The following is a 14,078-nucleotide window of genomic DNA, read 5'->3' as shown; positions in this document are numbered from 1 at the left end:
TTTAGTTTTCGGTAGTGTTATTTTTTGCGTTGGCGTCTTCTTTTTTAGAAGGGGTTTCAGGTTCTGTAGCTATATTTTTTTGGGACTTGAAAATGGCTTCCCAAAGTTCGCTAAACTGATTAAATTCTTGTGTAAATATGAGGGCAATACCGCTAATTATGGTCTGGCCATCGATGACATTTTCAAACTCACTTTTTCTAAAACCTTTTAAACGATAGCGACCATCTTCAGATAAGATATATTCTAAACTAACATTACCTATAATCGGGGTTTCTTCATCTGTTGTACTACTTCCTTGTAAATCTACAGCGCTTCCGACTCTTACAATGAGACGGTCGTTAAAAAGTTTTTTCTGAGCGGCAATATCAAGTTGGGTGCGGTCTGTAGCTGTTTCTCCTTGGTAGTCGGTATAGCTATCCAATCCGAAGTCGAGTTCTACGCCGGTGCCTCCAATAATTTTATCTGAAAAAGCATTGAGTTGTTCAGAAACGGCGTCGTTAAGGTTGTCTCTAGCAATGGTAGCAAATCCACCAGAACTTCCGTCGCTACCCGATTCAGGATAAAAACGATTTAAAACTAACAATGAAAATACCTGACGGTTAAGTTCACCTTCTTGCTGATTGACTTGTTGCACTCTGCTGTATACTTGTCCGCTAATAGCGCCTTGGTCTTCCTCGGGCATATCTAAACCAAAGGAAATTTGTGGTTGCATTAATTCGCCATCAATATTAAGGTAGACATTAAACGGAAGCACTTGTCGGTATTTATTCTGTACCGAAGAATCGGCACCAGAAATTTGTGAGGCCATTAAACCAGAAGCTGAGGTTTCTAAATTGTAAATCGCCCTAACATCGAGTTTCGCATCTAAAGGGTCGCCAGACCATGTGACACGGCTTCCTGGGGCTATTAAAAAAGTTCTGTCAACAAGGTTGTATAAATTTAGTTCGTAATGCCCATCTGCAATTTCATAAGCGCCAGATAAGGACATACGCCCATTAGGAACCATGGTAAAAATAAAATCACCTTCTCCTGAAACTTTAAAATTATCGCCAGTTTCTTCATCTAAAATCACGGTAACTGCGGCTTCTTTATCAACTTTTATTTGGGTGTTAAGATCAAAACCTTTTAAGGTAGCTGTTTGCGTTTCCGTTTGGGTTAAGATCGCATCAGGATTTTCGCGATTCACAAAAGCCACCACACCATCGCGTTCTTCTATATTTGCCACAGAGGCTGGCATAACATATTTAAGATCGGTGTCCGCACCAAGTGTCACTTGAGCGCTGAGTTTAGGAATTTGTAGGTCTCCTGTAAGTTTCGCGTCGGCATCAAAGGTTACGGTGCCGTAAAACGCATCATTGTCTCTTCTTGTGGCATTTAAGACTTGAAAATCGTTAGCCTTAACGTCTAAGTTAAAAGTAGGATTAATAAAACTTTCTGTGCCAATTGTGCCCGAAATAACTAAAGCATTATCGTTCTTGTCTCTTATGGTGAAATCCGTCATTGAAAGTCCGGCATTATCGACATTTAACTTTTCGTTTGCCATACTAAATTGTGAATTTAATTTAGCGATGTTAAATGTGGCGTCATTAAAGTTTATAAATCCATCGTATTGCGGATCTGTGGTGGTTCCGGTAACTTTAAACTGTCCAGAAAAACGACCATCGGCTTCTTTAATTTCTCCCATAGAAAGCGTATTGAGGGCTTCCATTTTAAATTCATTAATATCTAAATTAAGATCTAGGTTGGCGGAGTTGTTGGTTACGGTATAATCACCCACAAGATCAAAATCGATATCACCACCCTTTAATCCGGCATTAAAAGCATAATTGTTGGTATTTAGAGCATTTCCATTGAGACTAAAAGTTCCTAAATCAGTTTTCAACATTTTAAATTGTTCAATGTTAATATCCGCTAAAATACCTGTGTTGGTAAAAGGATTTTCAAGAATAAAATCGCCATTAAGTTGCCCTGTGGCAATTTTAGATTCAGGATTAAGGTAGTTAAAGACCTCATTAATATTAAAGTTTTCAAAAGTTAAAGCAATATGGCTTTTTGCAATTTTAGCCAATTGATCGGTAAGGGTTATCGATTGATTATCATGGGTGATTTTAAAATTAGTAAAGGCTAAATTATTTGTTGTAAATACAGCTTCGTTGTCTTGGGGTATAGTCCAATTTTTGCCATTGAGAAGCAGGGTGTCTGGACGAATAGAAAATCTTAAACTATCATTACGACTCACAAGCTTAGAATTGACATTCATAAGTTTCTTATTGTTGTGATAGCCTAAGAAATTAAGGGTTAACTTTTGGTCGGTTTGGCGGCCTGTAATTATAGTTTCCGGAATATCTAAAGGACCAGCCGTAATATTTTTAAATCCGAGATTGAAATTAAAGTTGGTGGTATCCGTGTCCATAGAAAAGGCCAAGCTGTCTAAAGTGTTACCGCTATAGTTAATATGCGGGGCGGTAATATTCGCTTTCAAGCGTTTTTCTTTTTCGGTAAAATCTACATAAAGCTGAATGGTGTCTAAATCTTTTACATTCACTAAGAAAACCTCATTAAGTAGGGGCGACTGGGAAATTTTTCCTTCTAATTTTAAATTTACAAAATCTGAAATGCTATCTGTAGTACGGTTTTGAGTATAAAAATAACTTGAAACATGACGTTGAATAGCAGTGCTAAATGTTTGCGGATTGGCGTTCGATTTTAAGTTAATATCTAACATTTTATTAAATACAGAAACGGCTGTGGAATCTTTGTCAACATGTGCTTTTGCATCCAAATCCCCCAATAAATAGGTTTTATTATCATAAACAATGACCCCATCTTTAACATCTGCCGTGGCGTCATAAAATTCTGTATTCCCTTTAAATTGTGCATTAACCATCATGGCGGTTTTTACATTGCGTTGCATAAGTCCAAGCGCTTGTAGATCGGCACCAATAAGGTTTAGTTTTAAGGTGGCTTCTGAAGCAATAGAGTCTAAAACAGTAAAAACATCGAGTTCAGCATTGAGGTTATCATCCTTATAATTGGCGGCTACATTTCCTTGCCCGTTTACCAATTCGCCTTGAAGATTTAAGTTAGAAATAGCATAGTTGTTAAACTGAAATTTAGAAACCTTAGCTTCAATTTGTGCATCTAAATCATTAAGGTTTGTACCACTTCCTTTAGAGTTGAGCTCAAGGCTAAGGGGTCCCAATTGCGGATTGTTTAGCAATTCATTTAGTTTGTATGAATCAATATTTACTTGGGCTTCGTACGCTATGCCTTCAGAATTTCTAAAATGTCCATTAAGGGTTGCAAGGCCTTGTGTGGTATTTAACTTGGCTTTTGCAGTAAGCTCTTGAAGCTGCCCTTGGGCCTGTCCGGTTAAGCTTAAGGTTTCAGGAAACTGCAGTCCTAAATCGGCTTCATTTACAAATTGACTGATATCCTTTTTAGAACTCTCAGCAGAAAATTCAGGAATATTAAATTGAAGTGTTTCAGGATCGGTAATGTTTTTAAGGTCTCCGGAAGCCGTAATTTTCGTGTTGCTCCCCCAGTTGAATTGCACCTGGTTTAAAGACAACGCGGCTAGATTTCCAGAAGCAATGATAAGACCTTCTATGGGTTGTTCGCTTAAGGTTTTAATATAAGGATTGTTCTCTAGTTGCGGTTGAAACTTGAAAATTTCAGCTAAAGACAAACGGATATTTGGTAAATTGACGTCAACCTGAGTTTGCTCTGGTTGTGCCATTAAACTTGAAAGTGATAGGTACTGTAAATGAGTATCGCCTAAAATACGGTTGTTATTAAGTTGAAAATCTAACTGGTCTAAATCTAAATTTTGGTCCGTAAGTTCAAGGTTGAATGCTAATTGTTTTAAGTTTAAACCAGAAGCTTCATTAAAACGAAGCGTTTGAAGTTGAAGCGCCGCTTGTTGGTTTTTTAAAATTAGGTCTTGCGCTTTTAAGCTAAAATTGCTTAGCGCTATAGCATCTGGATTAAAGACATCTCTAGAAGGACGTGCTTCTCCGACATTATAAGTAAATGTATTATTTTCAAAATCAATAGTCCCTAAGTTTAACTTTATTCGGGGCCACTCAAAAGCGGAATTTTCTGTGGTAACAGAAGTGTTCTTAGAAGTGGTTTGTGGGGCTAAGCCTTCAAAATTAGCTTCCGTTGTAATCTTTATGTCTGAGTTTTTTAAGGTAATCTCTTCGAGACTAAAATCACTGTCGGCCAAATTTAAATCTGGAGATTGGCTTGAGAATTCCTTAATATTAACATCGGCGATGAGACGGTCGGGTTGCGATTCATAATAAGCCACAACATTATTTAGTCGTAAAGATTCTATCGCTAATTTAGGTAATGGAGTAGTGGAGCTTGTGGTATCTTCAACAATAGGTTTCTGAATAAATTTAATATCGGAATCACTTAAGGCAATATCAGAAGCTTCAAAAACCATCGCCTCAAGATTGGTTGTAGTCATTTGGGCCTTAAGGTTGCCGATCTTAAATCGGGATGTAATGCCAGCAACAGCATCATCAAAAACAAGATCTATAGATTTAAAATTGAGTTGTCCTAGAACAAGCTTTGTGGTTGCTGTGGTGGTGTCCGTTTTGGTGGCTGTGCTGTCTGTGGTAGCAAAAGCATCAATTAAAAATTGAAAATTATAGCCTGTAAGACTGTCTTTTCGGTATATGTTAGCGCGTAGTCCTTCCCAGTCTAAAGACTCAACACCCACAGCTTCACCTCTAATCATTTTCCATAATGGAATGTTAGCTTCAACGGAATGAGAATAGACTAAAGTATCTCCTTTTTTATCTTCAAGATAAAGGCCGTCTAACTGTACATCGCCATCAAAAGTGATAAACAGCTTTTCAAGATTGACTTTAGTTTGGGTTTTACTAGAAACGTAATCCACAGCTTTTTCTACGATAAGACCTTGACCCCAAGGGCTTCTTATAAAAAGTAGGAGCAGAAATAGAAACACAAAAAAGCCTAGCAGAATCCTAAGGGTTCTACGCAGCCAACGGAATTTACGCTTTGTTGGTATTTGGGGATTGATATCTTCGGTATTAGTCAACAGTCAAATATATACGCTTAAAAATAGCATAATTGTCTTTATTGCTAATAATATTAACGCTCTCGATATAAAAATTAACGAAAATTAAATGGGACACAGGAGTTAGTCGTAAGATTTATACTGAAAATAAAAAAACCGAACATAAAGTTCGGTTTGTAAATGGTACATCTAAAAGTGGAAATTTAGGCCACTTGAGGTTCATGTTTTTTTTTAGAATAGCATAATTCTGAGGCGAATATTGGACTTAGAAAACGTTCTATTTGATCAAATTCAATTAAGAAGGCATCATGACCGTGTACGGACTTTATTTCGTGAATATGAACATTGTCTTTAGCGCATTTTAGGTCTACATAAGTATTCCAGTTTTCATCGGCCTTAAAAAAGAGGTCAGAGTTAATGGTGATAATATGGATGTCGCTTTCTATCTTAGAAGCTACAGCTATAAAATCATTCCGATCTCTTGTAATGTCTATAGTTCGTAAAACTTGATTCATTAATTTATAGGCCGCCACTTGAAAGCGGTTGTTTAAAGCTGTTCCGTGGTAATTGAGCCAAGACTCAATGTGAAATAAACCCTGATCCTTTTTAGTCCGATCAAATTTTTGCGTTAAAGATTCAGGAGTACGGTATAAGGTCATGGCGTGCATTCTAGCATCAACCAACGGTTGAGAAGAATTGTTTAAAATAGCATCTTGAATATGGCAGTTGGCAATAACCCAATCCGTAGATTTCCAATCTGTAGCAATTGGGATAAGATGCTGAATTAAGCGGGGTTTTAAGGCGGCTAATTCCCAAGCAATTCCACCACCAACAGAACCACCAATAACAGCAAATAAGGATGTGATATCTAATTCCTCTAAGGCTAAAGCAAAGAGTTTGGCGATGTCCCTAGCGGTGTAATCTTTATAATTCTCAATGAGATTCTCCGCGTTATTATCAAAACCATTGCCCAAAATGTTAAACGATATAATGGTGTAATCTTCTATGTTTATACATTTGTTTTCACCAATAATTTCGTTCCACCAACCTTGTTCACCAATAACGTTAGAGTTACCAGTAAGCGCATGATTCACCAAGATGATTGGTGCGCTGTGTAACGGTTGCCCAAAAGTTTGATAATACAAATTATGAGAGGTCGTTTGATGCGACTCATTTGTGAAATTTGAAATTTTAATATGTTGTAAATGTACCATGTTGTATTGTGCTGAGAGGTGAACCTAAGTGTCTTAAGTAATCTTGATTAAGAGTTTTCAAACTTTGTTAAGCTCTTAAAGCATCATCATATATAATGAATGTGTTTTAAGCTTATTAACAGTTTGAAAACTCTTAGAATTTAAAATGAGGGTCTAAAACTTAATCTTGAAGCGAAAGCTTCTGCTTTACAACGGCAAAGGCTTCTTTCAAATCGTCTTTTAAATCTTCAATGGCTTCAATACCAACTGATAAACGAATAAGATCTTTCGTTACTCCCGTAGCATTTTGTGCCGCATCATCAAGTTGTTGGTGTGTGGTACTTGCAGGGTGAATAATTAACGATTTCGTATCACCAATATTAGCTAGTAACGAGAATAACTTAGTGGTATCTGCAATGGTTTTTGCAGCTTCATAACCGCCTTCTACGCCAAAAGTAACCACACCACTTTGACCTTTAGGGAGGTATTTTTGGGCTAGGTCATTGTATTTGCTCGATTTTAAACCTGGGTAATTTACCCAAGTCACTTCAGGCTGTGTTTCTAACCATTGCGCAAGTTCTAAGGCATTTTGGCTGTGTTTCTGAATACGAAGTTCTAAAGTTTCAAGACCTTGTATAATTTGAAACGCATTAAACGGACTTAGTGCACCACCATAATCACGTAGACCTTCCACTCTAATTTTTGCAATAAATGCAGCGGCTCCAATAGCTTCACTATAGACTAAACCATGGTAGCCGGCAGAAGGTTCTGTAAATTCTGGGAATTTTCCATTGGTCCAATCAAAAGTTCCTGCGTCAATAATAACGCCTCCTAATGAGGTACCGTTTCCGGTAATGTATTTGGTTAAGGAGTGAATAACAATATTGGCCCCATGCTCAATAGGTCTTAATAGGTAAGGCGTGGCTACCGTATTATCTACGATAAGCGGAACTTTAAAGGCTTTGGCTTGTGTTGAAATGGCCTCTAAATCGAGAACGTCTAATTTAGGATTCCCTAAAGATTCCACAAAAAAGGCTCTTGTATTTTCTTGGGTTGCAGCTTTAAAAGCTTCAGGATCTGAAGGGTCTACAAAAGTGGTCGTAATACCGTGTCTTGGTAAGGTTACGCTTAATAAATTGTAGGTACCTCCATATAAACTACTCGATGCTACGATATGATCTCCTGCTCTTAATAAAGTGAGTAATGTTGTGGAAATCGCTGAGGTTCCTGATGCGGTGGCCACTGCGGCAATACCGCCTTCTAAAGCGGCTAAACGCTGCTCTAAAATGTCGTTGGTAGGATTGTTTAAACGGGTGTAAATGTACCCTGGAACTGAAAGGTTAAAGCGCCCTGCGGCCTCGTCAGAATCCTTAAATACATACGATGAGGTTTGGTAAATAGGAACAGCTCTGGTTCCTGAAGTTTGACTAGCGTCGTGTCCTGCGTGCAACGCTTGGGTTGCGAATTTTTGTGTACTCATTTTTCTAAGTTTTTGAGTTAATAAAAGATTAAACCAAAAGCCAAATAAGCTTCAAATAAATTTCGAATGCAATCGAAGGGTGAAGCGAACTTAATAGAAAAATATTATAAAGAAAATGCTAACTACAGATGAGTAATTAGTCTTGAGTTATCTATCCAATTTTTAAATTAATGAATTTAAAAATTAAGTAGAATTTAGCACCTTCTTAGTAAATCTAAGGGTTGCTAAGGCTTCATAGGGTCATTCCCTCCACCTTTCTTGATAACATTTCAGTAAGTGTTTGAACTTTGTGAATACAAATATTGCAACACAAAATTTAGAAATCCAAATAAATTATAGAATTTGTGATGTTTTTATGAAAATCTCATTAAAAGAGATTGTTTTTTGCTAAATATTTAATTCTAATGATTTCAGCTACAGGTTTATTCTCTATTTTGCTCTCTAGCCAAGAGATAATATCGAGATATAGGAAGGCGCGACGCTCATAAGGATGGTCTTCAAACGTCTTTAATGTTTTGTGTAACGCTCTAAAGGCATCTTTAAGATCGTGAGGGTAGATGTCTTGCAAGCCTCTAATAAATTTAATCATTTCCTTTTGTACCTCATGGAGGTCATTCATCTTAATTAAAAACTTATAAGTGCTTCGTAATAGCGTTTCTAAGTGGTAATCTAATCCGGCTTCATAATGTGCAACAAGATTTAAGACCCTAGAAAAACACAAGAGGTCCTCGCGCATGGAGAGGGATTTGTTCGAAATAATTTTATCCAGATATTTAATACAGGCTTTATTATTTCCGGCGCCAAAATGAAGACTGGCAAATTTATAGTAAAAGATCATTTTATGGTGCTGATCAATTTTTTCGCCAAAAGGAATAAGGTCTTTTTCAATGGCTGGGATAAGACTTAAACCTTCCTCAAAACTACCGTCAATAAAATGTTTATTAATACGATGGAAATTAGTGTAAAGAAAAACTAAGCTTGCTACATTTTCATCTTGAGGAAAATTAGGATGCTGCACTGTAGTCTCAAATTCGGTGAATTTTTCTAAGAATTTATTTTTATTTCCAATGAATACAAGTGCCTCAAGGAGGTAGTTATTTCCTTTTAAGAAAAATACCGGGTTAAGGTTAATCATGCTAGGATTCTGATAAAATAAATCCACCCATTTTAAAGCGTATTTAAAACAATTCAGAAAATCTTGAAGTAAAAAACTTTGCCACAAATTGGCCTTATAGAGCCATAGTTTTTCACGAAAGCCTAAATCTTCAACATTAACTTTAGGGAGCTGCTTGTTAAAGTAATTGATTACCATAGTAGCTTCATCTTCGTTTTTTACATAGCCTGTTTTAAGAATATTGCTATACAGTTGAAGCGATAAGTTAGAGAGTTTGCTGGCAATAACATTAAGGGTGCTCAGTTCTTTAGCTTGTACGGCGAGTTCATCGGCGCGTGTGCTGATACTTCTAGTAATGTATTGGGATTCGATAACTTTTTCAAGCTCTACAATTTCAAAAGCCGAATTTTTTTCCTCATTAACGATGGCCAACTCTTTCGCTTTATCTAAAATTTTAAGGCTTTGCTTGTAAAGGCCTTTATGGTATAAAATAGAAGCAAAATCGAGTTGTTCTCTAATCTGTAATCTTACATTTTGATGCGAAGGGCTCAGTTTTAAGCTGATTAGGATTTGCTTATATAAATGCGATTTTACATTGGCGAGTTGCTGTTTTTTTACAATGCCACTCTTTAAAATGGCACTTTCATTATAAGCCTTCGCTTTGTCTAAGAAATTAAATAAATTTAAAAATTTGGAGTCTGAATTCACTCCAAGACGACCCACATACAGTTTAAACTGACGCTTTTCAGATTTAGTTAAGGACTTAACTAATGAGAATAAATTATCTTTTTGGTCTTTAGTTATCAATTGTAAAATGGTTTATAATACTGTAAATCAGCTATTTATGATATTTTTTTTAAACTGAACATCGTAAAGTTACACTAAGATCGGTATTTAAAGGCAAATTCAATCTATATATTCGTAAGACAATACTATAAATATATTTTGATAAATGTCTAATAACCGTATTCAAATATTCGATACTACCTTGCGAGATGGGGAACAAGTCCCTGGTTGTAAGCTTAATTCAGAACAAAAGGTTATAATTGCAGAGCGATTAGATCTATTGGGAGTAGATGTCATTGAGGCTGGATTCCCTGTATCTAGTCCTGGAGATTTTAAGTCTGTAGAAGCCATTTCTAAGATTGTAAAAAATGCTACCGTTTGTGGATTAACACGTGCTGTTGAGAACGATATAAAAGTGGCTGCTGAATCTTTAAGAAAGGCAAAGACTGCAAGAATTCATACTGGGATTGGAACCTCAGATTCACATATAAAACATAAATTTAAGTCGAATAAAGAGGCGATTATTGAGCGTGCTTTTAAAGCCGTGCAATATGCAAAGTCTTTTGTTGAGGATGTTGAATTTTATGCTGAAGATGCTGGGAGGACCGACAATGAGTATCTTGCTCGCGTTTGTGAAGCGGCAATTAAAGCCGGAGCTACCGTGTTAAATATTCCTGATACTACAGGCTACTGTTTGCCAAGTGAGTATGGTGCTAAAATAAAATACCTTAAGGAAAATGTAAAGGGAATTGAAAAAGCCATATTATCTTGCCACTGCCATAACGATTTAGGTTTGGCGACAGCAAATTCTATTGAAGGTGTCATTAGTGGCGCGCGTCAGATAGAATGTACCATCAATGGTATTGGTGAGCGTGCAGGAAATACCGCTTTAGAAGAAGTGGTAATGGTGCTTAAGCAACATCCATACCTTAATTTAGAGACTAATATTAATACCTCTATGCTTTATGGGACGAGCCAATTGGTGAGTGAGAGTATGGGAATTTATACCCAACCAAATAAAGCTATTGTAGGAGCTAACGCTTTTGCTCATAGTTCTGGAATTCATCAAGATGGTGTTATTAAAAATAGGGAGACCTATGAAATTATAAATCCAGCGGATGTTGGGGTTACAGAGTCTGCTATTGTGCTTACAGCACGAAGCGGTAGAGCGGCCTTGGCGTATAGAGCAAAGAATGTAGGGTATGAGCTTACGAAGTTGCAATTAGATGATGTTTATTCTAATTTCTTAAGCTTTGCCGATCGTAAAAAAGAAATCAATGATAATGATATACATCAAATTATCGAGACAAGTAATGTCTATCAACAAATAATTTCAGCTTAATTTATGGGAAAAACACTATTTGATAAAGTCTGGGATGCACACGTGGTAGATGCCATAGATAACGGGCCACAGATTCTATATATCGATAAACACTTAATACATGAGGTAACAAGTCCGCAGGCTTTCAATGAATTGGAGGAACGCGGAATTCCTATATTTAGGCCTAACCAAATTGTTGCTACGGCAGATCATAACACGCCAACTTTAAATCAAGATAAGCCTGTTAAAGATGCCCTTTCTAGAAAGCAGTTAGAGCAGTTGTCAGAAAATTGTAAAAAAAATAATATCACATTATACCAACTAGGACATAAATACAACGGTATTGTGCATGTGATGGCTCCTGAACTAGGGGTGACTCAACCGGGATTAACCATGGTCTGCGGCGATAGTCACACGTCAACCCATGGTGCGTTTGGGGCCATTGCTTTTGGTATAGGAACCAGCCAAGTGGCGCAAGTTTTTGCAAGTCAATGTTTATTGCTTACCAAACCTAAGAGCTTAAGAGTTACCGTAAATGGTAAATTGAAAAAAGGCGTTTTACCTAAAGACGTCATCCTATATATAATTTCAAAACTAGGAACCAATTCAGGGACCGGATATTTTTGTGAATACGCCGGAAATGTCTTTGAAGAGATGAGTATGGAAGGGCGTATGACCGTCTGTAATATGAGTATTGAAATGGGAGCTCGAGGGGGAATGATTGCACCAGATGAGACGACTTTTAATTATATAAAAGGCAGAAAATTTGCGCCCGAAGGAGCGGCTTTTGATAAAAAAGTAGCCTATTGGAAAACCTTACCAACCGATGCTGATGCCTCCTTTGATAAGGAATATAGTTTTGATGCTGAAGATATTGAGCCTATGGTTACCTATGGGACAAACCCGGGAATGGGAATTAAAATTTCTGAAGCGATCCCTGAGGATGAGAACCCATCCTTTAAAAAGTCTTTAGCTTATATGGATTTTAAAGCTGGAGAACGTTTAGTAGATAAGCCTATTAATTATGTGTTTATAGGGAGTTGTACCAATTCTAGAATTGAAGATTTTAGAGTGGCAGCCCAATATATTAAAGGCAAGAAAAAGGCCGATAATGTTACGGCTTGGTTAGTTCCTGGAAGTAAACAGGTAGAGCATCAAATAATAGAAGAAGGCTTAAAGACAATTTTTGATGAAGCCGGATTTGAGCTGCGTCAGCCAGGTTGTTCCGCATGCTTAGCGATGAATGATGATAAGATTCCGCAAGGCGAATATTGTGTTTCAACCTCTAATAGAAATTTTGAAGGACGACAAGGGCAAGGGTCTCGTACAATTTTAGCCAGTCCTTTAGTCGCTGCAGCAACGGCTGTAGAAGGAAAAATTATTGATATAACAAAGCATTTAAATTAATGGAAAAATTTACAACCTTACAATCTAAAGCTATTCCATTACAGATAGAGAATGTGGATACGGATCAAATTATACCGGCACGTTTTTTAAAAGCGACCGATAGAAAAGGATTTGGTGATAACTTATTTAGAGACTGGAGGTATCATAAAGATGGTACCGTAAATACAGATTTTGTATTGAACGACGCTCGGTATTCTGGAAAAATCTTAGTTGCCGGTGATAATTTTGGGTGTGGATCAAGTAGGGAACATGCCGCTTGGGCCATTACCGATTTCGGATTCAAAGTTGTGGTGTCTAGCTTTTTTGCAGATATTTTTAAAGGGAATGCCTTAAACAACGGTTTGTTACCTGTGCAGGTGTCTGAAAAATTTTTAAGTGACATTCTTCAATTAATTGGGTCTCATCCTGAAACGGAGTTGATTGTCAACCTTGAAAAGCAAACCATTTCGGTGAAAGATTCGGATTTATCAGAAAATTTCGAAATTGATGCCTATAAAAAGACCTGTATGATCAATGGTTATGATGATATTGACTATCTTGTGAATAATAAAGAATTAATTGAAGCTTTTGAAGCTCAAAAAATATATTAGTCTATAAAAATGAAATTAAATATAGCAGTTTTACCGGGAGATGGTATAGGTCCAGAAGTTACAAATCAAGCTGTAAAAGCTTTGAAAGCAATTGCTTCAGAATTTAATCATAATTTTAAATTTACAACGGCAGATGTTGGTGCAGTTGCTATTGATAAGCACAACGACGCCTTGCCAGAAGAAACTTTAGAATTATGTAAAAAAAGTGATGCTATTTTGTTTGGAGCTATTGGCGATCCTAAGTACGATAATAACCCTTCAGCAAAAGTACGTCCAGAACAAGGCTTACTTAAGTTGCGTAAGGAATTGGGATTGTATGCCAACATCAGACCTGTAAAAGCTTATAACACGTTGTTAGATAAGTCGCCTTTAAAGAAAAATATTATTGAAGGGACTGATATTTCTATCTATAGAGAATTAACAGGAGGAATCTATTTTGGAGATAAAACCCTTTCTAAAGATGGGAACTCGGCGTCAGATCTTTGTGCGTATTCGCGTGAAGAAATTGAGCGTGTTGCGCATTTGGCTTTTGTTGCTGCAGAGCATAGAAACCATAAGGTAACCTTAGTAGATAAAGCCAATGTGTTAGAAACTTCTAGATTATGGCGTAAAGTTGTTAAGGAAGTCGCAGAGCAATATCCAGATGTCACTCTAGACTTCTTGTTTGTAGATAACGCGGCAATGCAAATGATTCTAAACCCAAAACAGTTCGATGTTATTTTAACGGAGAATATGTTTGGCGATATTATTAGTGATGAAGCTAGTGTTATTGGAGGGTCTATAGGCTTGTTGGCCTCAGCTTCTGTTGGTGATAAGTATGCTATGTTTGAGCCAATTCACGGATCTTATCCGCAAGCGGCGAATAAAGGAATTGCTAACCCAATCGCTTCAATTTTATCGGCTGCTATGTTGCTGAGTCATTTCGATTTACATAATGAAGCCGAATTAATTAGGTTAGCTGTAGAAAAATCATTAAAATTAAACATCACAACTCCGGATATAAATTCGGTAGTAAACACAGTAACGACTGCTAATGTGGGTGATTTTATTGAAGATTTTCTTTTTCATCCAAAAGATTCCAATCTCAATTTCAAAAACATTCATTTAGGGCAGTCTACAATAATTTAATTTTAAAAG

The 14,078-nt window shown here is 36.8% G+C and carries 8 protein-coding genes and 1 riboswitch; of the genes, 4 read left to right on the top strand and 4 right to left on the bottom strand.

Annotated elements, in window-relative coordinates; translation table 11 throughout:
• Position 1: 1 nt before the first annotated feature.
• From ACFQ13_RS11050 to ACFQ13_RS11035, 4 genes are all read right to left on the bottom strand, one after another.
• Positions 2-5,071, bottom strand: coding sequence for a translocation/assembly module TamB domain-containing protein (locus ACFQ13_RS11050; protein WP_386117275.1), 5,070 nt, complete (start codon positions 5,069-5,071; stop codon positions 2-4).
• A 182-nt stretch (positions 5,072-5,253) separates the two neighbouring features.
• Positions 5,254-6,264: an alpha/beta fold hydrolase gene (locus ACFQ13_RS11045; protein WP_386117273.1), complete on the bottom strand. Its 1,011-nt coding sequence runs from the start codon at positions 6,262-6,264 to the stop codon at positions 5,254-5,256.
• A gap of 160 nt (positions 6,265-6,424) precedes the next feature.
• Positions 6,425-7,723 (bottom strand): O-acetylhomoserine aminocarboxypropyltransferase/cysteine synthase family protein, encoded by a 1,299-nt coding sequence (locus tag ACFQ13_RS11040; protein ID WP_386117270.1) that lies wholly within the window; start codon positions 7,721-7,723, stop codon positions 6,425-6,427.
• A gap of 144 nt (positions 7,724-7,867) precedes the next feature.
• Positions 7,868-7,991: riboswitch (SAM riboswitch) on the bottom strand.
• A gap of 99 nt (positions 7,992-8,090) precedes the next feature.
• Positions 8,091-9,641, bottom strand: a complete 1,551-nt coding sequence (locus ACFQ13_RS11035) for a hypothetical protein (RefSeq protein ID WP_181858417.1) — start codon at positions 9,639-9,641, stop codon at positions 8,091-8,093.
• Between the two features lie 148 nt (positions 9,642-9,789).
• Between ACFQ13_RS11035 and ACFQ13_RS11030 the strand changes: the two genes are divergently transcribed.
• From ACFQ13_RS11030 to leuB, 4 genes are read left to right on the top strand one after another with little or no spacing between them, the layout of a single operon-like run.
• Positions 9,790-10,965 (top strand): 2-isopropylmalate synthase, encoded by a 1,176-nt coding sequence (locus ACFQ13_RS11030; RefSeq protein WP_386117268.1) that lies wholly within the window; start codon positions 9,790-9,792, stop codon positions 10,963-10,965.
• A 3-nt stretch (positions 10,966-10,968) separates the two neighbouring features.
• Positions 10,969-12,351: a 3-isopropylmalate dehydratase large subunit gene (gene leuC, locus ACFQ13_RS11025; RefSeq protein WP_386117266.1), complete on the top strand. Its 1,383-nt coding sequence runs from the start codon at positions 10,969-10,971 to the stop codon at positions 12,349-12,351.
• The gene (gene leuD / locus ACFQ13_RS11020) at positions 12,351-12,941 is read left to right on the top strand and encodes a 3-isopropylmalate dehydratase small subunit (RefSeq protein WP_386117264.1); all 591 of its coding nucleotides are present in this window, start codon (positions 12,351-12,353) and stop codon (positions 12,939-12,941) included. Before leuC ends, leuD begins: the two co-directional genes overlap by 1 nt.
• Before the next feature lie 9 nt (positions 12,942-12,950).
• Complete coding sequence (gene leuB, locus ACFQ13_RS11015; protein WP_386117262.1) at positions 12,951-14,069, top strand: 3-isopropylmalate dehydrogenase; 1,119 nt, start codon at positions 12,951-12,953, stop codon at positions 14,067-14,069.
• Positions 14,070-14,078: the final 9 nt, after the last annotated feature.

Source organism: Winogradskyella rapida, assembly GCF_042675845.1.
In the GTDB taxonomy this organism is placed as follows: Bacteria; Bacteroidota; Bacteroidia; order Flavobacteriales; family Flavobacteriaceae; genus Winogradskyella; species Winogradskyella rapida.
The sequence above is the reverse complement of the archived record's forward strand: the minus strand, read 5'-3'. Positions and strand labels throughout refer to the sequence as shown.

Coding starts and splice junctions, on each gene's coding strand:
- ACFQ13_RS11045 (WP_386117273.1), bottom strand. CDS start 6,264: ATGGTACATTTACAACATATTAAAATTTCAAATTTCACAAATGAGTCG.
- ACFQ13_RS11040 (WP_386117270.1), bottom strand. CDS start 7,723: ATGAGTACACAAAAATTCGCAACCCAAGCGTTGCACGCAGGACACGAC.
- ACFQ13_RS11030 (WP_386117268.1), top strand. CDS start 9,790: ATGTCTAATAACCGTATTCAAATATTCGATACTACCTTGCGAGATGGG.
- leuC (WP_386117266.1), top strand. CDS start 10,969: ATGGGAAAAACACTATTTGATAAAGTCTGGGATGCACACGTGGTAGAT.
- leuD (WP_386117264.1), top strand. CDS start 12,351: ATGGAAAAATTTACAACCTTACAATCTAAAGCTATTCCATTACAGATA.
- leuB (WP_386117262.1), top strand. CDS start 12,951: ATGAAATTAAATATAGCAGTTTTACCGGGAGATGGTATAGGTCCAGAA.